At 63.6% G+C, this 18,271-nt stretch carries 16 protein-coding genes; 4 read left to right on the top strand and 12 right to left on the bottom strand.

The window, feature by feature from the left end:
• The first annotated feature begins 95 nt into the window (after nucleotides 1-95).
• Both SCD90_RS12660 and SCD90_RS12655 read left to right on the top strand, forming a co-directional pair.
• The gene (locus SCD90_RS12660) at nucleotides 96-506 is read left to right on the top strand and encodes a (R)-mandelonitrile lyase (RefSeq protein WP_319845052.1); all 411 of its coding nucleotides are present in this window, start codon (nucleotides 96-98) and stop codon (nucleotides 504-506) included.
• A gap of 18 nt (nucleotides 507-524) precedes the next feature.
• Nucleotides 525-953, top strand: a complete 429-nt coding sequence (locus tag SCD90_RS12655) for a cyclophilin-like fold protein (protein ID WP_319845051.1) — start codon at nucleotides 525-527, stop codon at nucleotides 951-953.
• Nucleotides 954-1,012: 59 nt separating this feature from the next.
• Here SCD90_RS12655 and SCD90_RS12650 read toward each other — a convergent pair whose 3' ends face one another.
• The 4 genes from SCD90_RS12650 to SCD90_RS12640 form a co-directional block, all read right to left on the bottom strand.
• Entirely contained in the window at nucleotides 1,013-1,213 is a 201-nt protein-coding gene (locus SCD90_RS12650) for a recombinase family protein (RefSeq protein WP_482258157.1), read from the bottom strand.
• A gap of 210 nt (nucleotides 1,214-1,423) precedes the next feature.
• Entirely contained in the window at nucleotides 1,424-1,591 is a 168-nt protein-coding gene (locus tag SCD90_RS16645; RefSeq protein WP_425265689.1) for an HNH endonuclease, read from the bottom strand.
• A gap of 38 nt (nucleotides 1,592-1,629) precedes the next feature.
• Complete coding sequence (locus SCD90_RS12645) at nucleotides 1,630-2,004, bottom strand: hypothetical protein (RefSeq protein ID WP_319845050.1); 375 nt, start codon at nucleotides 2,002-2,004, stop codon at nucleotides 1,630-1,632.
• A gap of 57 nt (nucleotides 2,005-2,061) precedes the next feature.
• Complete coding sequence (locus tag SCD90_RS12640; RefSeq protein WP_319845049.1) at nucleotides 2,062-3,003, bottom strand: AraC family transcriptional regulator; 942 nt, start codon at nucleotides 3,001-3,003, stop codon at nucleotides 2,062-2,064.
• 333 nt (nucleotides 3,004-3,336) lie between these two features.
• On the opposite strand from SCD90_RS12640, the gene SCD90_RS12635 reads away from it, so the two are divergent.
• On the top strand, nucleotides 3,337-3,825 hold the full coding sequence (locus tag SCD90_RS12635) for a hypothetical protein (RefSeq protein ID WP_319845048.1): 489 nt from the start codon (nucleotides 3,337-3,339) through the stop codon (nucleotides 3,823-3,825).
• Nucleotides 3,826-3,873: 48 nt separating this feature from the next.
• On the opposite strand, the gene SCD90_RS12630 is transcribed toward SCD90_RS12635, so the two are convergent.
• The 3 genes from SCD90_RS12630 to SCD90_RS12620 are packed head-to-tail and all read right to left on the bottom strand — an operon-like array spanning nucleotide 3,874 to nucleotide 6,192.
• Nucleotides 3,874-4,104 (bottom strand): DUF6894 family protein, encoded by a 231-nt coding sequence (locus tag SCD90_RS12630; RefSeq protein WP_319845047.1) that lies wholly within the window; start codon nucleotides 4,102-4,104, stop codon nucleotides 3,874-3,876.
• Nucleotides 4,105-4,120: 16 nt separating this feature from the next.
• On the bottom strand, nucleotides 4,121-5,785 hold the full coding sequence (locus SCD90_RS12625; RefSeq protein ID WP_319845046.1) for a pilus assembly protein TadG-related protein: 1,665 nt from the start codon (nucleotides 5,783-5,785) through the stop codon (nucleotides 4,121-4,123).
• A gap of 2 nt (nucleotides 5,786-5,787) precedes the next feature.
• Nucleotides 5,788-6,192 (bottom strand): TadE/TadG family type IV pilus assembly protein, encoded by a 405-nt coding sequence (locus tag SCD90_RS12620; protein WP_319845186.1) that lies wholly within the window; start codon nucleotides 6,190-6,192, stop codon nucleotides 5,788-5,790.
• Between the two features lie 340 nt (nucleotides 6,193-6,532).
• On the opposite strand from SCD90_RS12620, the gene SCD90_RS12615 reads away from it, so the two are divergent.
• A complete protein-coding gene (locus SCD90_RS12615; protein ID WP_319845045.1) occupies nucleotides 6,533-9,667 on the top strand; it encodes a Mur ligase family protein in 3,135 nt (1,044 codons plus the stop codon).
• Here the strand turns inward: SCD90_RS12615 and SCD90_RS12610 are convergent.
• From SCD90_RS12610 to SCD90_RS12590, 5 genes are all read right to left on the bottom strand, one after another.
• Nucleotides 9,664-10,704: an alpha/beta hydrolase family protein gene (locus SCD90_RS12610; protein ID WP_319845044.1), complete on the bottom strand. Its 1,041-nt coding sequence runs from the start codon at nucleotides 10,702-10,704 to the stop codon at nucleotides 9,664-9,666. The two genes, SCD90_RS12615 and SCD90_RS12610, sit on opposite strands and share 4 nt — an antisense overlap.
• The gene (locus SCD90_RS12605; protein WP_319845043.1) at nucleotides 10,704-11,882 is read right to left on the bottom strand and encodes an HlyD family type I secretion periplasmic adaptor subunit; all 1,179 of its coding nucleotides are present in this window, start codon (nucleotides 11,880-11,882) and stop codon (nucleotides 10,704-10,706) included. Before SCD90_RS12605 ends, SCD90_RS12610 begins: the two co-directional genes overlap by 1 nt.
• Before the next feature lies 1 nt (nucleotide 11,883).
• The gene (locus SCD90_RS12600; protein WP_319845042.1) at nucleotides 11,884-14,058 is read right to left on the bottom strand and encodes a type I secretion system permease/ATPase; all 2,175 of its coding nucleotides are present in this window, start codon (nucleotides 14,056-14,058) and stop codon (nucleotides 11,884-11,886) included.
• The gene (locus SCD90_RS12595) at nucleotides 14,055-15,512 is read right to left on the bottom strand and encodes a TolC family protein (protein WP_319845041.1); all 1,458 of its coding nucleotides are present in this window, start codon (nucleotides 15,510-15,512) and stop codon (nucleotides 14,055-14,057) included. Before SCD90_RS12595 ends, SCD90_RS12600 begins: the two co-directional genes overlap by 4 nt.
• Nucleotides 15,513-15,600: 88 nt before the next feature.
• The coding region (locus SCD90_RS12590) for a BapA/Bap/LapF family large adhesin (RefSeq protein ID WP_319845040.1) at nucleotides 15,601-18,271 on the bottom strand (2,671 nt) is incomplete at its 5' end.

Raw genomic sequence — 18,271 nt, 5'->3', positions numbered from 1 at the left:
GCGTCATCGCTGGCGCCGGAGCGCTAGCTGTCACGACGTCTGCAGCCATTGCAGCGCAAGGCGTGGACAACCTCGACCCGACAAGGAGCTCTAGCATGCAGATCAAACAACTTGGCTCGCAGCCCTCCAGTCCGGGACCGGCGGACTACTTCACAGGAACGGTCCGGATCGACCTGCTTTTTGAGGCCATCGCCCCCGCACGTACCTCTGGCGCGAGCGTTACCTTTGAACCCGGCGCTCGTACGGCGTGGCACACGCATCCGTTGGGCCAGACTTTGATTGTCACCTCAGGCGTGGGCTGGGCGCAGAGCGAAGGCGGACCGGTCGAAGAAGTCCGGCCCGGCGACGTGGTGTGGTTCCCGCCGGGCGTGCGACATTGGCACGGGGCGGCGCCGACTGTCGCAGTGACGCACATCGCCATCCATGAAGCCGAGAACGGCAAGGTTGTCGACTGGCTGGAGCACGTCACCGACGAGCAGTACGGCCGTGGCCGGAAACGGACGTGACCCAGAAGGAGTGCCTGGATGAACGTCTTCTACAAAACACTCGTGATCACATTGAGCGTGATGGGACCTGCCATGGCGGAACAGCGCATCGCAATTTCCTCTGAATGGGGACGCGTCACGGCCGACCTGGAGAGAAACGCCGCCGCCAAAGCGTTGGTCGAGTTGCTGCCGGTGACGATCGAGATGCGCGACCACCTTCGTCAGGAAAAAACCGGAAACCTGCCAGCCGCTTTGCCTGAGGGGGAACGGCAGCTCGACTTCTCCACCGGTACCCTGGGCCTATGGGAATCCGATGACTTCGTCATCTACTACAAGACAGGCCGCGTACCCCAGCCAGGCATCATCAAGCTTGGACAGGTGAGAGGCGACGTCTCGATCTTCGATCGGCCGGGTCCGGTTACAGTGCGCGTCGAACTCCACTTGTCAAGGGAACCCCCGCCGCCGTGACAGAACGATATCTCCCCGCCCTGCACGGCTGACCCTGATCAAAGTGCTGGCAGATGTGTCTATGTAACGACCGTTTTCCAGACGACCAAGGTGTCTCCGGGCCGAAGATAGCTCAGAGCCGACGATAGCTGCGGTCGGTCCAACGCTGCCCCGGATGCCCTGTCAACGAAGAGCTTGTCGCAACCCGCCTTCTTGAGAGCGTCGAGTTGGAGCTCCGGCCTTTGATCTTGAGTTGATACGCAAGCATATCCGACGAGCATGCGACAGGTTTATTCTCCTATACGTCATCGCTCAAGAAGTGATCTCGCGATGATCAGACTGAGAAGACGTTTGAACGATGATGGGCGAGATACTGCCTGTGCCGTCAGCCAGCTTTAACAAGCTGGCGGCGCCAGAAATGCCGGCTGCTAACCGCTGGTTCGCCGGCAGCTTCGGCGAAACAATATTGGAGCCGTTATCCTGGAAGCTGATCAGCCCCGCATCGAATGCAGAGTCGTAGCTGACGCTAGCATCAAACCATTCATGACATTCAAGCGCTCGCGGTTATCGGAATCACGCCAAGGCTTGATGTGAGACGCACGCAGCAAGGCCTCCACCTCGAGGCCGGTAACAGCGCACTTTCCTGCCCAGTGCTTCATCAGGTCACGTCGCCAGCGCCCCTGATCGATGCGCGCCTTCACGAGAGCGTCCCGTGCAGTTTCGTCCGGCACCGTCTGGGTGAGCGTCTCGGCGACGAGTTCCTCGATCGGTGCCAGAAATCAAGCCGCTCGCAGATCAGCTGGCCAGCTTTAGGAGGAATGGCAAACAGGTATCCCTGAACGCCTTTCTTCAGGTTGGTGATTGGAGAGTTTCGCTCTGGTAGGAGCGAGATCAGGTCGTCTACGAACGTTGCAAGACGCACCGCGGGGTTGATCGTGCGATAGACCACGTCGACCTTCCGGCCGTCGAGGTCCCAGGCGTTCTCGAACTCTTCCGGCTGCGGTGCATCGTAGGCAGCGCTGGAAGCGACACCCACTGCGCCTATTGACTGCTTGGCGTACGAGAAGATCACGTCTCCAGGACGTCCCTACTGACTAGCCCCTCGACAGGTTTGCGCAGGAGGGCAGGATCAGCGCCTACGCCGTGTATCTACAGATATCAGGATCTCTTCATTGTTCGACCGAAAGGCCCCTGGCGTCGAGCCTGTGACCTTCTTAAAGCTTCTCGTGAAGCTGACCTGGTCTCCGAAGCCGCATTCCAGTGCGATTAACGCGATGGGAGTATCGGTTTCACGCAGCAGACGTTGCGCCGCGTCGATCCGGGACCTGATGACAAACTGGTAAAGGGTCATGCCGGTCGTGATCTTGAACCGGCGGCTAAGCTGATCCGGTCCCAGCTTTACCTGATCGGCGATATCGTTGATGGTCACCGGCTCATCGAGATGCGCTTCGATGAAGTCCCGGATCACCGACAGCGTCCGCGAACCCAGTTCACGATCCGAGGCTGAAACGGGTTGCTCGACGGCGGTAGAATATTTGCGGATCAGATACGCGCACAGAATACGGGCTAGGTGTTCGACGTAGAGCGCAGAGAATTCCGGATTGCCCTGAAGAGCCTCCCGAGCCTCGTTGCACAGGTTGTGCAGGAACGGATCCGACACACCCATGCGCGGCCTGATGATGATCGCTTGTGGATCGGACTTGACGACCGACCCGGCGACTTCATCGAACAGTGATCGCTTGACGTAGACGTGCGTGGTCTTGATCGCGCTCACGAGATCGACGTGCAAGTCGTGCATATCCGGCACGATGGAGACCGCACCCGACACTGCGCGCAGGTGCTCGGACGATTGCGCGACTGCCACATTGGCCCGCACCGGCCCGACATCCAGGGCGCTCACGAGGATCACGGGCTTTCCGGACAGGCTTGCCGTATAGGGCGCTTCGGATTGATGCGAGACATAGAGCGACGACCAGCCCAAACCCGTGCTGTCCGCCTGCAAGGTGAAACCTTTGATCTGGGAGAAGTTGAGCGTCTCTTCCGCTCGAAATTCCGGTGCCAGGTTAGTCATCTAAGTGCCGCATGCATTGGGGCACATGGCTGTTGGAGCTTCATCCCGTCTCCGCACTCGTTCATGGCGACACATTCTACTTAAGTAGCAAGACCGTGAGGTCTCATCACGATTCCGTGACTCAGAAATATGGGTTCTCGTGGAGCAAAATATCTGTGGTTTGCGGGCCTCCCAAGTTTTCGGTAACGTAGTCTTACGGTGTTGACGCGCTTCTGATCGGGTACGCGCGTCAAAACGGCTACTGGAACTTTTTGCATTCAGAATCTATTATGGGCTTCGCTCGCGGTTTGGCGGAACTGCAGTTCACTTCTCCTCAGGGCGGCAGAGACTCTCATGCTCATCAGGTTTGGCTTTGAAGCTGTAAGCACCGCAGCGATCAAGAAGCTCGAGATGATCGAAGATGAAACCGCTGCGGCGGGCCTTTGCTATCAGGTCACTTACCTCGACAACGATGTCGAGACTTTTCGGTCCACATTCGATCTCGACGAGCAGTTCGCCGTGCCTGTCGCCGCGCCACCGGGATACTTCATCGTTCATTCCGACACGTCTCGCCGAGAGCAGGTTCTGGCCTTCCTGATTGATCCGCTGACTGCACGCACGGCGACACCGACCCCGGTCACCGCGACTGGGGCCTGCGTACTGGACGGGAAGCGCGGCCTGCTCGCTCCTGATGGCGGTGTTTCAACCATCATTGAAACCTTCGATGACTACGACGACTTCGCCGCCGCCCGGTCGGAGCACTCGCCATCGGCCCACCTGGATGGCGCCGGCAAAGGGCCCCATACCCCGCCCTCCAAGCTCGACGGAGCGGGCAGAGCCTGAGGGCTGGTAAGGAGCCGGACACGCCTGGGATTGCGTGCGTTCGGACATTCAGTGCCACCATTCGATCAGTACGCGAACTTTCGCGATCTCATCGCCGCCTTCATCCCGGACGACGACCGCCAGCGACTGTCCATACTCGTTCAGGACCGCCTCGCGCGTGAGGTCGACGACGCTATCGGCCGCAACCGACTTGGCGTTCTGCGTACCGGACAAGATCTGTCCGTCGAGGTCTGACACGACGTCGCTGCCGTTATGCCGGTCGAAGAAGAATCTGGGCATGCGGGAACTCTGCACTTCACATGACAAGGGATGATTGCCCGCACCGGATGGCGTGAACGCGGACATCGGCCTCGCCGACGCCGATGCCGAGGGCTCGCAGCAGTCCAGCGAGGACTGGATCGAGCACGGCGCCTGCCGGCTGTACCAGCTTGAAGACTGCGTCCTCGATGCCGCCGAGACCGAGCCCGATGCCCAGACCGAGGGCTTGCGCCGAAACTTGCGGCTTGGTGAACAGCGCGCCGAAGAGTGCGCCCAGAGGGCGTGAGGTCGGCACGGTCTTTACCTCCCCCCGGCTGATCTCCGCAGCCGAGAACGTGGAGGCGGCTTCGAATTCCTGCTGTGCGGGGGTACCTGCGGAGACGTTGACCTTCACCAGCCCCAGGACATTCAGAACGGTCGCCGGCCGGATATCTGGGGCCGAGAATTCATTCCACGCGGCCTCGCTCTTGGGTTCTCCGATCCAGGCTGCGGCCAATGAGGGCTGCACGAGGAGCGTTGCCGTGGCGTCGGTGGCGGGATCCTTGCCGCAGGTGATGTTCTGAAGCTTGGCGTCAGCTGCGGCAATGTCGACCATCACCGGCAGGGAAACCAGAGGTGCGAAGCCCTTGATGGTGCCCAGTTCAGCGTTCAGCCGCACGCGTGTTTGCGCAGTGTGAACGATCGTTCCTTCCGGTCCCGTCGTTATCCATGATGAGTTCTGCGGGGGCTCCCCGAGCGTTATCGTCGCGGTAAGACCGGCGAGCGTGGGCACCTGTAGTCCAAGGTCGAGCTTGATCTGGCTTGTTCCCGCAGCTTGCGCAGTGGCCCGCACCAGATCATAGGCCGAAATCTTGGCTGCCACGCCGGAGGGCGTCTCGCCCACCGAAAGCGAGCCAATATCCCCCGGGTTCAGGACTTTGCGCCCGGTGACGCCGAGACGCCTGAGGTCCGTGTTGCCGGCCAATTGGCGCAACGCGATGTCCGCAGCGCCCTGCCCCTGCGATGATGCGACCACGGCTGCCGCGTTCAGGATCTGATCCACATGCAGAGCGGAATCCAGCAGTTCCTCATAGGTCCCGGCGGACACGCTCGCTTCCGTCGCCAGGCCCTTCAATAGGCTCACCAGATCGAGATCAGCCGCCGCCAATGCCGTATAGTCCATCGCGCGCAAGCTGATCCTGGTGCCGAAAAGACCGCTCAACAGCGCGTTCGCCAGCCCGCCATCCAGCGAGAGCAGGCGTGAGCCGATGGAGAACTGCGCGATGTTCTCCCGTGCCGCTGTCGCCTCCACCCTGATCAGGGGCCCGGCGCCACTGTAGAAGACCCGAGCGAAGTAGATGGACGCCGTCTTCTCCATCTCCACCCGCACCGCGTTGGACTCGCCGACGGAGCCGAATCTGTTCGCCACTGGCAGCGATGACGTCGCCGTGTAGCTGCCGACCTCTACCCGCGCGGCGACCTTGCTGCCCGCATTGTTGACCGCCAGAACGTTCTGAACGATCTCCTCGGCCTTTTCAGGCTGATCAGCGGCGGAGATCGCCGCCAGGTCGGCCAGTCCCTGGAGGGTTCGACGTTCGAGGTGCATGCTTGCGACATCAATGGCGAGCGCCATGCATCCGAAAACGCAGGGAAGAACGACCGCCGACATGACGGCAACCGATCCCCGCTGATCTCTGCCGAGATGCCGCAGGCGCGCCCGCACCCTCAATAGCCTCCGCGCCTGATAACGGCACCGCGGTGGATCATCTTCGGGGGAAGCGGAAGCAGCCGCTCGAACGCCCAGATGCCCATCCCGGATGTATCGTAGGACAGGTCGATGTTGATGAGGTTGGCGTCGGCGGGATCGGCGTTCACGGCCAAGCTCAGCGCCGCGGGATCGAGGAGCGTGTAGCTCGGCAGGCTGTTGGTCACCAAGCCCTGCGCCAGGGACGAGCGTTCCGCCGGCGATAAGCCCGCCACGCTGGCACGAGCCGCCTCCGCCGCCAGTTGCTGGACGCAATGCGCCGTTCCCAGATAAAGGCCGAATGCGAAGATGCCGATCACCAGCATCAGGAAGACGGGGGCAACCAGCGCGAATTCAACGGCCGAGGCGCCACCTTCATCCTTCAGAAGGCCTGATCGTCGGGTCGGGCGTGCCGGAGTGCAGGAAAGCCGCGGCTGAACTGAAGGACCGTGAAGAAAACTGAACCGCATAATACCGACACGACTGCTTGTAAGCCCGAGACTAGCCATCTCACGCGGCGGCCGGTCTTTTCCAAAACAGGAGCGGCTGAACAAAAACAGGCGCGAGCAGATCCGCGGGCGGTGCTGGTAAAGCTGCTTGTTTCTGATCCTCTAGATGTTTCTTCTCCACATTTGCTAGATGTAAACTGTCGAGGCGAAACAGATCGGGCCATCTCACCTTCCGGTCAGGGGCAGGCTTTTGGTAACGGCAGCAGCATCTCGCGAATTGTCAGAAAGGCTGGAGCGGCTGTACCGCGCGTCGTCGGAGCACAACCCGGGTTCAGCGCAGCCGGGCGCTCCTGTCGTGCTCTTCTTCTCCGCGAGCGATGGAAACGAGCGCGCCCATGTCGTCCACGCCACCGCCGCCAGCTTCGAGGAGGTCTGGCGGATCGGCTGCGATGGGCTGACGGCCCTCATGGCACGCCGTGGCCTGCGTGGAGGATGGCTCAGGATAGACTGGATTACCTCGACCACACCGCTGACCGTCGGGCGCCTCAAGACCAGCCTTGCCCGCGTGAAGCGCAACTACTTCCGTCTCGGGCTGGCATTCGGTGCGGATTTCGAGACCGCCCTCCTCGAGCAGGAACTCAACGCCAATGCCGCGCTTTACGGCGGCAACACCGTGGAACATGCCATCCTGCACGAGAAGAACCTTATGCTCTATGCAGCGCGCAGGTTCGGCAGCGAACGACGCATCGACTTCTCAGATGAAGCACCCGTAACGGCGTTCACCACCAAGGGAGCCTTCTGCGACGGCAGCGCGGTGCATCTTCTGGACGGAGAGGGCATGGACACCGGCCGGCGCAGCGTGGCGCGGCTGCGCCCGGATGATGTGCGCAGCCTTATCAGAAGCGGATCGGATTTCCTGGCCCGGCAGGTAGGTGATGATGGCCGCTTCATCTACGGCTACCATCCGTGTTTCGATCGCCGGATCGAAGCCTATAATGCGCTGCGTCACGCCAGCACCACCTACTCCATGGTCGAGGCTTGGCAGGTCACCGCCGAGCCGGACCTAGGACAGGCAATCGAGCGGGCGTTGCGACGGCTCGTCGACGGGTTGATCCGTCATGTCGTGCTGCCCGATGGCCGCGAGGCGGCCTTCCTCGTGGACGTGGGAGACGAGATCAAGCTTGGCGGCAATGCCGTGGCGCTTCTCGCATTGGCTAAACACGCCGAAGTCGCGGGCCGGCTCGACCATCTTCCGCTGATGGAGAAGCTCGCCACCGGCATCCTGTTCATGCAGGATCCCGTGAGGGGAAGCTTCCGACATGTGCTGAACTTTCCGGATCTTTCCCTGAAGGCCGCGCATCGCACGGTCTACTATGACGGGGAAGCTGCCTTCGGCCTGATGCGGCTTTATGGATTCACGCGCGATCCGCGGTGGATCGCAGCCGTTGAGAAGGCTTTCGACCACTTCATCGCGCAGGACCATGCCAGGCATCACGACCACTGGCTAAGCTATTGCGTCAACGAACTGACGGCGTTCCGTCCCGAGGAACGGTACTTCCGCTTCGGCATCCACAACGTGGCGGATTACCTCGACTTTGTCCGGAACCGCGTCACCACATTCCCTACTTTGCTGGAGCTGATGATGGCGGCGAGAGCCATGCTCAGCCGCCTCGATGCGCTGCCGGAGCAGCGTCACCTTCTCGCGGAAGTCGACTTGGCGAAGTTCCGGGATGCCCTGGAGCACCGCGCCCATTACCTGCTCAACGGCCACTTCTGGCCGGAGATGGCCATGTACTTCCGACGGCCGGACAAGATCGTCGGCTCTTTCTTCATTCGTCATCACGGCTTTCGCGTCCGCATCGACGATGTCGAGCATTACCTGTCGGGACTGATCGCCTATCTCGACTATCTCGATGTGCGCGATGACTTCGAACGCATCGCAAGTGAAGCCAACTCTCATCCGGTTTCTCACCCCAATGAGGTCGAGCATGGGGCAAGATGGAGCCCGGCCCTCCTAGCCAAATTGACGGGGGGCACGTGGCTGGTGCCGCCCGCGCCCGGCTGGGCAGCAACCGGGCTGTCCACCTACGCGCCCGCAATGCAGCCCGGCAACATCGTGGCCGTGCGCGTTGGCAAAGATCCTCCCGGCGTGCCAAAGGCCGCCCTGCCCCGCTTGGAGTTTTCGCCCTCCGCGCTGATCGTCCAGGAGACGGGTCCCGGTCCGGCCATGGACGTTCCGGTGCTGGGCGTGCCGGACGTCAGCGCAGCCATCATCGCGATGGGGACCTATGCCCGCAGCCGGATGAGCGGCAAGGTGCTCGCGGTCACTGGAAGCGCGGGCAAGACAACCACGGCCGCCATGCTGGCGCACGCGCTGGGTGGCTATGGAGAGGTGGCGCAGACAGCCCACAATGCCAACCTTCCCCATGGTGTGGCCTGGAACCTCGCTTCTATGCCTTGGGGCGTCGATCATGCCGTGCTGGAATTGGCGGTTGGCCGCATGGGGCAGAGTGCACGCATGGTCCGTCCAGACATTGCGGTGTTCACCAATGTGCTCCCCGCGCATCTGAAACCCGGAAGCACCATCCAGGCCATCGCCCGCACCAAGGCGGCGATCTTCTCCGGCATGTCACGCGGCGGCACAGCCGTGCTCAACCGCGACATGCAGGAATGGCAGACAGTCCACGCAGCCGCGGAGGCGCGCGGCTTGCGCATCGTGCACTTCGGGGAGGCGGAAGGCTGCGATGCGAGACTGCTGGACTATGACCAGCATCACGGCGAGGTGCTTGCGAGCCTGCGCGGCGAGGAGGTGCGCTATCGCCTCGGCGTCATCGGCCGGCACATGGCCATCAACAGCCTTGCCGTCCTTGCGGCCGTTCAGGCTCTCGATCTCGACGCTGGCCCAGCCCTTGAGCGGCTGAGCGGTTTCATGTCGTTGTCTCAACGCGGCGAGGCCGTCCACCTGAGCCTCGATAGCCGCCGCCTGAAGGTCATCGACGATACCTACAACGCCAATCCCGGCTCCATGCAGGCCGCGCTCGAACGGCTGGCGAAGGAAGCCGGAAGCGGCCGGCGGATTGCGGTGCTCGGCGAGATGGCGGAACTCGGGCCCGGAGCCCCCAGCCATCATGACGCCCTTGCCAATACAGCAGTCCGGCTCGGCATCGACAGTTTTCACCTGGTTGGTGCCCTCTATTCCGGGATGTGGGACGCTCTCGCCCCTGAACGGAAAGGCTCTTTTCACACCCGCTTCGAGACCCTGCTCGATGTGCTGGATGCGGGTCTCCGCGACGGAGACATCGTGTTGGTGAAAGGCTCGCGCAGCGCGGGAATGGACCGCGTCGTCGACTGGATGAAGGCCCGCGCTTCCGAAGCGTCGGCCGCCCTGGAACCTCGGCAAGCGCCCGCTTAGTCGAAGTCCCCGGGCCCGATCTCCGCGAGCGCGCGGCGCACCTCCCTGTTGCTCGCGCCCCCAGCCACAAGAGCCGCCGCGGTTCGGGCGTGCTGAACCAGCAGGTGGTGCCGCTTGTCGCTTGCGCTCGCATAGATGTGCTGCGGCCTGAAGCCCGCCGCCCGCAGGCGACGAACGTAATACAGCTGCGTGTAGAAGGGCACGATGCGGTCCTCGGGATCTGAGATCACGAAGATCCGGGGCATCGGATCCTTCCGGATGCTGCCGAGACCGTCCACAGGATCGATGTACCCGTCGGCATCGTAGATTACGCCTTCCGGCACCTTCCGCCGCCTGTCCCAGTGCTCGACCACTTGCCGGACGGAAACTAGCCCGGACGAGATCACCACCGCATCCACGTCGTGGCGCCTGTTCAGCAGGGCAGCGGCAAGATGCCCTCCCCCGGAATGGCCGGCGATGATGAAGCGAGTCGTGCCGTAGCGATCCTTCAGAAGGTCCAGTGCCCGGTCGACAAGATCCACCTCTCTTTTCAACCGCCGCATCAGGTGGCTCCCGGACGAACCGTGCAAGCCCGGGCGCGCTAGATACACAGCGGCCATCGCGGCCTCGGCCGCCCATTTCTCAGTCTCTGCCTGAATGGCGTTCGGCGAACGCGCCGCATAGCTGTCCACAACGAAGCGGACGCCACCTGAGGTGCGGCTGACGGCATCGCCGGAAAGATAGACGAGAAGAGCAGAAGCTTGCCCGTTCTCCACGCCTGCGCTGTAGTGGCGGATGCATTCCGCTTGGCCACCCGCCTCGGTCCAGAGGCCGCCCGGCACGGTCATGCACTGCTGGCGGGAACTGGTGGCGCCGTGCAGCGCTTCCCGGGCGCTGAAGGCCTCGTCGTCCTTGGCAATCCGCAGTTCCTGCGGGCTTGGCCGATCCAGCGGCCCCAGCCGATCATCGTCGGCCAGCGCTTCTCCCGTCAGCTTCAGATAGCCGAGAACGAAGATCCAACGGAAGCGACGCGACAGGTGGCGGAAGCGGGAGCGCATCACCGCTCCCGAAGTGCTTCCTGCGCCCGGTTCAATGGCTTGATCAGGTAGTCCAGCACGGTCTTCGAACCGGTGTGGATGTCCACAGTTGCCACCATGCCGGGCGAGATCGGGAAGCGCTGGCCCGCTTTGTTGACGAGCGCGTCGCTCTCCGTGCGAATGAAGACGCGGTAGTAATAGACCTGCGGATCCGCCTCGTCCTGAATGGTGTCTGGCGAGATGGTGGTCACGAGCCCCTTCAGGTCTCCATAGATCGAGTAATCGTAGGCGGTGACCTTTACGCTGGCCGCCTGATTGGGATGGATATAGGCGATGTCGCGCGGGGCGATCCGGGCCTCGATGAGCAGGCGATCGTCCAATGGCACGATGTCCATGAGCTTGCCGTTGGGCGGAATGACGCCGCCGATCGTGGACACCTCGATGTTCTTGACGATGCCTCGAACGGGCGAGCGAAGGTTCAGGCGCGACAGGGCGTCCGTGCGGCCCTTGATGACCGATGTGAGCGACTTGATTTCCGCGCTGGCCTTGGCGAGCTCCTCGCGTGCCGACACCAGATAGTCGTTGCGGACCTCGACCTGTTTGAGCTCCAGCTCGGCCATTTGCCGCTTGAGGCGGATGACCTCCACATTGCTGGCGGCACCGATGCTGGACAGCGATTGGCTGATCTTCAGTTCCTCCTGCACAAGCCGCATGGATTCCGAGATCCAGCGCAAGCTGTCGTCGAGACCCTTGCGCCGCGTCTGGTAAAGCTGCGTCTCGGCTGCCTTCAGCTCCGGGTGGGTGTCGAGTTCCGGCGGGAAGGATAAGGCGGTCTGGTCGACCTCCGCCGTCAGGCGCGCGCTCCGCGCCAAGGCAGCGCGGTACTTCGCGGCATTCTCCTCGACATCGGACTCCGTGATCGTGGGATCGAGCTGCGCGATCAACTGGCCCGGTTCCACGATGTCGTCCTGCTTCACCCGCAGGCTGGACAGGATGCCGCCTTCGAGGGACTGGATGACCTGCTCGCGCAGGCTTGGAACGACGCGGCCGCTGCCTGTGGAGACCTCGTCGAGAACGGCGAAATAGGCCCAGGCCCCGAAGACCAGGAACGCCGCCACCGACATCCACACCGCCCGCATGGAGCGTGCCAGCCGCACATCGTCCGTGTCGCCGAATGCAAAGCTCGATGCAGCGGCCATCTCAGCTTCTCCGTCCCTGCGACACGTCGGCCAGTCCACGGAGCTTCTTCAGGGCCGCATCCTTGCCCTCGTCGAGGCTTATGCGGCCGCCATCGACGACGATGAGGCGGGACACCAGTTCCAGCACGCGCATGCGGTGCGTGGCGATAAGAACTGTGCGGTCCTGGCTCCAGGTCATGAAGTTCGAGATGAAGTGCCGTTCGGTGGCCTCGTCCATGGCGGCTGTCGGCTCGTCCAGCAGCACCACGGATGGCTGGCGGATGAGCAGCCGGGCCAGCAGCACGGCCTGGCGCTGCCCGCCCGAGAGGCCATGTCCACCTTCGGAGACGAGGTGATCGAGCCCCTTCGGGAGCTTCCGCACGAACTCGTCCGCGCCGACCATTGCGAGGGTGGACAGGATCTCGTCCTGCGAGGCCCGCGGCGCGCCCATGAGGATGTTCTCGCGCAGCGTGCCGTGGAAGAGGCGCGAATTCTGCGTCAGGAGCCCGATGTCGCGGCGCAGGTCCGACGGATCGACCTGGTTCATCGCCAGGTGATCCACCAGCACTTCACCGGCGCCGGTCTGGAGCAGCCCCGCCATGGCTTGCAGCAGGGTGGACTTTCCCGCACCGTTGCGGCCGAGGACCGCGATCTTCTCGCCCGGCTGGATCCTGAGGTCGCGCACAGTCAGCGCCAGCGGCGAGGTTTCGTCGCCATAGCGGAACTGCGCACCCTTGAGGTGGAAGTGTCCCTGCACGCGTGCGATGTGGATGCGGCTTTCTGCCTCCGGATGATCCACCGGCAGCTTCATGAGCTGGTCGAGGCCATTCCTGGCGACCTTCGCCTGCTGCCAGCGTGTCAGGACCGTGCTCAGCTGCCCCATCGGAGCCATCATGCGCGAGCCGAGGATGGACGCGCCGACGAGCGCGCCCGTCGTCAGGTCACCGGCAATCACCATCGGTGCGCCGATCAGGACCGTTGCGGCATAGGCCGCGGTCTGCACATTGCCGGACCAGACATTCAGGCTGTTGGTCACGCCGCGCTGCTTCAGCTGCGCCTCTGCCGTGACCGCGTTCAGATGGTTCCACTGCTGCTGAAACCGCTCCTCCGCCTGCAGCCCCTTGATGTCCTCGCCCCCCTGCACGGCCTCCACAAGGATGGCGTTCCTCAGCGAGGCCTCGCGCATGGCTTCGCTCGCATACGCCTTCAGCCGTCGCTGCAGCAGCAGGCCCGGCACCAGGATGAGCAGCAGGGCCACGACCGGAACGAGGACGAGCACGCCTCCGATGTAGAAGAAGATGACAAGGAAGAGCAGGAAGAACGGCAGGTCGGCGAACGCCGAAACGGTGGTGGAGGTCAGCAGTTCGCGAACCTGATCAAGGTCGCGCAGTTGGGCGATGAAGGTGCCGGTCGATGGCGGGCGGGATGCATTGCGCACCCGCAATGCATGGCCGAACACGCGGTCCGAGATTTCGCGGTCCGCGCGCTTGCCGACCACGTCGATGATGCCCATCCGCAGGCGACGCAGCATGAAATCGAACAGGATGGCCAGCAGCACGCCGCTCGCGAGCACATAAAGCGTGCTGTAGGACTGCGCCGGCACCACGCGGTCGTAGACCTGCATCGAAAAGATGACGCCCGCGAGCCCCAGCACATTGGCGATCAGCGAAGCCACCATGACGTGGGCGTAGGGGCGCAGATCCCTGAGGATGATACGCCGGAACCAGTGCTCCTCCACCGGGCGGATATAGGTGTCCACCCGTGCGTCCGGCACGCTCTGAGCCGGCCTGGGAATGGCGACCAGCTGCGCGGCTGCCAGCAGCTTTTCGAACTTCACGGGCCTCGGCAGGCCCTGGTCGCCGGCAAAGATGACGCCGGCATCGACCGCGCCGACGGACGTGACCGTTCCCGCCGTCCCGTCGCGCATGATAACGATGAACGGTGCGTTCCAGCCGGTGAGTGTTGCGGAACCGGGATCCACGAACCGGACCTTGAGCCCGAAATGCCGGGCCACTTCGCGGAAGCCGTCCTGCAAGGAACCGCTGTTCCGCCAGAGCGCCGCCTGCCGCGCCGATTGTTCGGACACGTTGAGCCCGAAGCGCTCGGTGACGATGCGCAGGGCTTCGATGCAGCTGTCCGAATCGAAGAGGGGTGCGTTCTCCGTGGCTTTCTGGATGCCGTCCCGAGCCTGCGTCATGAATCCAGCGCCACCCCGCGCACCGTCTTGCCGCCCATCCGGAAGGCTTGCCGCGTCTGCCCGGAATTGAACAGGCAGTCCGTGTTGAGCCGCCGCACGTCGTGCGCCGTGTTCACCGTGTCGAACATGGCCGAGTGCAGTTCCTGCTCGGAGTTCAGGAGATCGAGAAGCGTCCGGGTGCCGAGTTCGAAATATTGCTGGCGGTAGAGGTCCCGTGTCTGGGCCATCATGGCGCTGCGGGACGCCAGCGAGGCCTGGAGCCGGCTGAGATCCGAAAGCTGGCCGCGTGCCTCCGCAAGGCTGCGGTTGACCTGGAACCGGGCGTTCTCACGGGCCGCCTCGGCCGCAATGAGGGCATGCGACGCAGCCTCGCGGCGGGCACCGCCGGCACCGCCCTCATACAGCTTGGAGCTGACATTCAGCCCTATGTTGAAGTCTTCCTGATCCCGGCTTTGCCGGCTGAAGCTATTCTCATTGAGATCGTAACCCGCACCGGCTTCGAGCGAGACGGTGGGCAGGCTGTTGGCACGGCTCCCCTTGAGCAGGGCCACGGCCTCCTCGCGGCGGGCGTCCGCCTCCATCATGGCTGGCACGCGCGACCAGTCCAGATTTCCGGCCGAGGTGCAGGAACTCATCAACCAAGGGGGCACGTTCTCATCCACCGCGAAGGTGCCGCCGGTCGCCCCCATGAAGGCGGCAAGGATGCCCTCCCAGCGGCTGACCTCCGCCTCGATCTGCAGGAGCGTGGACTGCGCGGCTTCGACCCGCGCGCGGGCCTGTATGTCGTCCGATCGGGTGGAGGCACCCTGCCCGCTGCGTTGGCTGACGAGATCGGCAATGGCGCGGATGCCCTCGAGCTGTTCTTCGGCGACGGCCCTAAGCGCCCGGCTGCGCTGCACCTCGATAACCGCCTGCGCGGTGTCGCGGATCAGGGTGTCGACCGCCACGAGAAGCTGCGCGCGGCTGACATTCTCGAGCGCCTCGCGGGCTCCGACCTCGCTCGACACCTTGCCGAAATCGTACAGCATCTGCGATCCGGTGACGTTCAGGCGCGGACGCCAGCCATCGCGGTCGTAGCTGTTGTAGCGGGAGTTCATGCCCGTGCTGATCTGCGGCCGGTAGCCTGCGCGTGCGATGGCGATCTCCGCGCTGCTCTGGTTCAGGCGGCCCACGGCTTCAGCGACAGCGGGGTGCCAGTCCACAGCCCGGTCCACGGCCGCTTGGAGGCCAAGCGCCGAAGCAGATGAGCGCGCCGCGGGTCCGGATACCGCCCGAGTAGCGGTCACGGGAACAACGACCGGCTCCGGCAGGGCTGCCGTCTTAACCACGGGCGCGGGCGCTTCAGCCTGCGCCGCGTTGAGGCCCATCCCCTCGCTCGCAGGGTTGGACGAGGCGCAGGCGGACAGGCATAGGGCCGCCGCAAGCGCTGCGGGTACGCGAACAATCCTGGGCATCAACTGGATCACTGGCTACGCCGATCGCGGGGTACTTGCCTGCGATGCATCGGAGCCGTGCCCCGATGCATCCTTATTTGCGCGGGTGTCACCCAAGGGGGTGCTGCTGGGGATCGTCCTCGACCGGGCTCATCGGCAGGTAGCTGAGGGTATCCTCCGGCACCTGCGCCGCTTCCGCTGCGGCACCGTCGTCTTCGCCGAACGCCAGCTCTTCGGAGTCTTCGGAGAAGAGACCATCCACGGCCACCTCGTTCGGAGCATCGCCCGCTCCCGCCTCCGCCGGATCATCGCCGTCGTCATCCCCGCCCGACAGGTTGTCGAACTCGATGGCGTCGTCGGCGGCCAGCATCAGGGCCAGAAGGGTGTCGCCGCCCTCTGCTAGCAAGGGCTCGGGTGCGGCATCCACTGCCGGATCCTCACCCTGCAGCGTCCCGTTGACCTGGACCGTGAGCGTTGCCTCCTGAACCTCCCCGTCAACTTCGACGCGGTAGTAGAAGGTGTCCTCGAACTGGCCGACGCCTGCGTCGTCATCCGGCGTGTAGGTGTAGGTGCCGTCGCCGTTGACGACGAGATCGCCATACAGGCCCGAGATGATGACCGGCCCGCCCGTCACGGCGGTGAATGCCGTGCCGTCAGCGGAGACGAGAAGCGAACCCGCATCGGCGCCCGGCAGATCGTTCTCGAACAGATCTCCCTCGACCGGGAATACCTCGCTGACCTCCAGCGCATCGGGATCGTTCACAATGGAGGTGACATCGACCTCGACGCTTCCACCCACCCCGAGCACGAAGTCGATGTCGGCCCGGACGCGGTAGGTGCCCGGCGGAACACCCGCGATCAGGATGCTGCCGTCGCCCCCGGTGCCGAGGAGGCTCACAAGAGCATCGGCGTCGATCGTCGCATACTCGGTCCATGCCGTTGGACCGCCGGACTCCAGGATGAGCGTGACCTGACTGCCGAGACCCAGCAGGCCGTTGACGTCGACATCGAGGGTGACGTCCTGGGTTGTTCCCGCGGCAACGGTAAAGCTGTCGCCGATGAGATCGCCCGCTGCGCCGACGACTACCTGAGCCAGACCAAGATTTGCTACTGCGGTGAAGCTGTAGTTGACCGTATCTTGGAGGCTTACACCCGGCAGTGGGGCGTAGTCGTACTCGATGCCGGCCTGAGCCACGTCGTCGGCGACGATCTCTCCGTCGATGGCGATGGTCAGCGTCGCCGTCACCTCATTGGTGCCGTCGGAGACGGTGTAGGTGAACACGTCCGTTGCACCGACCGACGCGCTGCTGCCGTTCGGCAGGTAGCTGTAGGAGCCATCGGGATTGATGGTCAGCGTGCCGAACTCACCTTCGATCACGGTCGCGCCGTTAACCTCCACAGGCGCGCCGCCCTCGGCCTGCACCTGTGTCACCACGGAGCCGGGAACCACCGTGTCTTCCCCGGCCTCGCCCTCGGTTCCCAAGTTGGGATCGATGACATTGCCGGTTGCCGGCGTGCCGGCGCCCTCGAATGTCTGCTCCGTCACCACGACCGTCACCGACGTGTCCTGAAGCAAAGTGAGCGTGTTGCTGAGCAGCGTCTCGGCGACGATGTCCAGCACCGTGGCGATCTGCTCCGTGAGGCCCAGCGAGGTCAGCGTGTCGGTGAGGGCCACCACCAGATCGGCTGCGCCAAGCTCGTCCGTCGTATCGAGCAGGACCTCAAGAATCCCACGGACAACCGTACCGAGCCCAAGACCCGGAGTTCCATTGAGAGCTGTCTGGACCGCGTTCAGGACAGCCGTTTCATTCCCGGCTCCAAGGACAACGCCGCCCTGTCCCAATTCTTCAAGAGTGATGCCGTCGTTATCGGTATCCAGCAGGGTACCGAGGGCACTTGTTCCTTTCCGCACCACCACAAAGTAATCGCCCGGCGGAAGGCCTGGGAACGTGGCGGTGACCGTGTTGTCGGAGGTCAGGCCGAGAAGGACGATACCCGCGACATCGCCCACCAGCGGATTGCCGTCGGAATCCGCCACTGCGACCAGTTGCCCGTCTGCGGTGTAGACCTCGATGTTGAAGGCATCGGCCACCGCGACAAGCGCCGTTTGGCTGACCTCGACCGCCACATCGCCAGTCGAGCCCTCCGGGATGGTGATAGCCACCCCGTTGGTGACCGTGCCGGTATCCGTGAGGCCGAGAACCAAGAGGCTTTCGTCAGTGATGGGAGCACGGGTAACCGAGGTCCGCTCACCGAGATCGACGGTGTTGGTATCGCCTGCGGCATCGGGTTCGATCACTGCCGCGACGGGAACGATGTCAACCGGACTAATGTTGCCGGCGTCATCGATCTGACGAACCTGAACCTGGCCGGGACCATAGGTGCCCGGATCAAGTTCGAAGCTCGTGCCCGAGCCGTCGATCCACGTCTCGCCGGCGTCGAGGCTGTACTGCCAGGTGGTATCCTCTTCGAGGCCGGTAACGTTGACCGTGCCGTCGCTGGTGATGCCATCGCCATCGAAGCCGGTGTCATCGGCAAGTGCCGCCTCCAGAGCCGCCGGGACGGATGTATCAATCGTGATGGGCGGCAACGTGCCGAGCAGGCTCGTATTGCCGGCAAGGTCGGTCTGGCGAACCAGCACGTCGCCGGTCTCGTACTCGCCGGCAGGCAGTTCGAAGCTCGTCCCCGTGCCGTCGAGCCAGGTCTCGCCGCCATCGGTGCTGTACTCCCAGCTGGCGCCGGGCTCCAGGCCGCCGACATTGACCGTCGCATCGCTGGTG

Origin of the sequence: Terrihabitans rhizophilus (assembly GCF_033898525.1) — a bacterium.
Lineage (GTDB): Bacteria > Pseudomonadota > Alphaproteobacteria > Rhizobiales > Methylopilaceae > Flaviflagellibacter > Flaviflagellibacter rhizophilus.
Note: the sequence above shows the minus strand (reverse complement) of the source record. Positions and strands in the feature narration are given on the sequence as shown.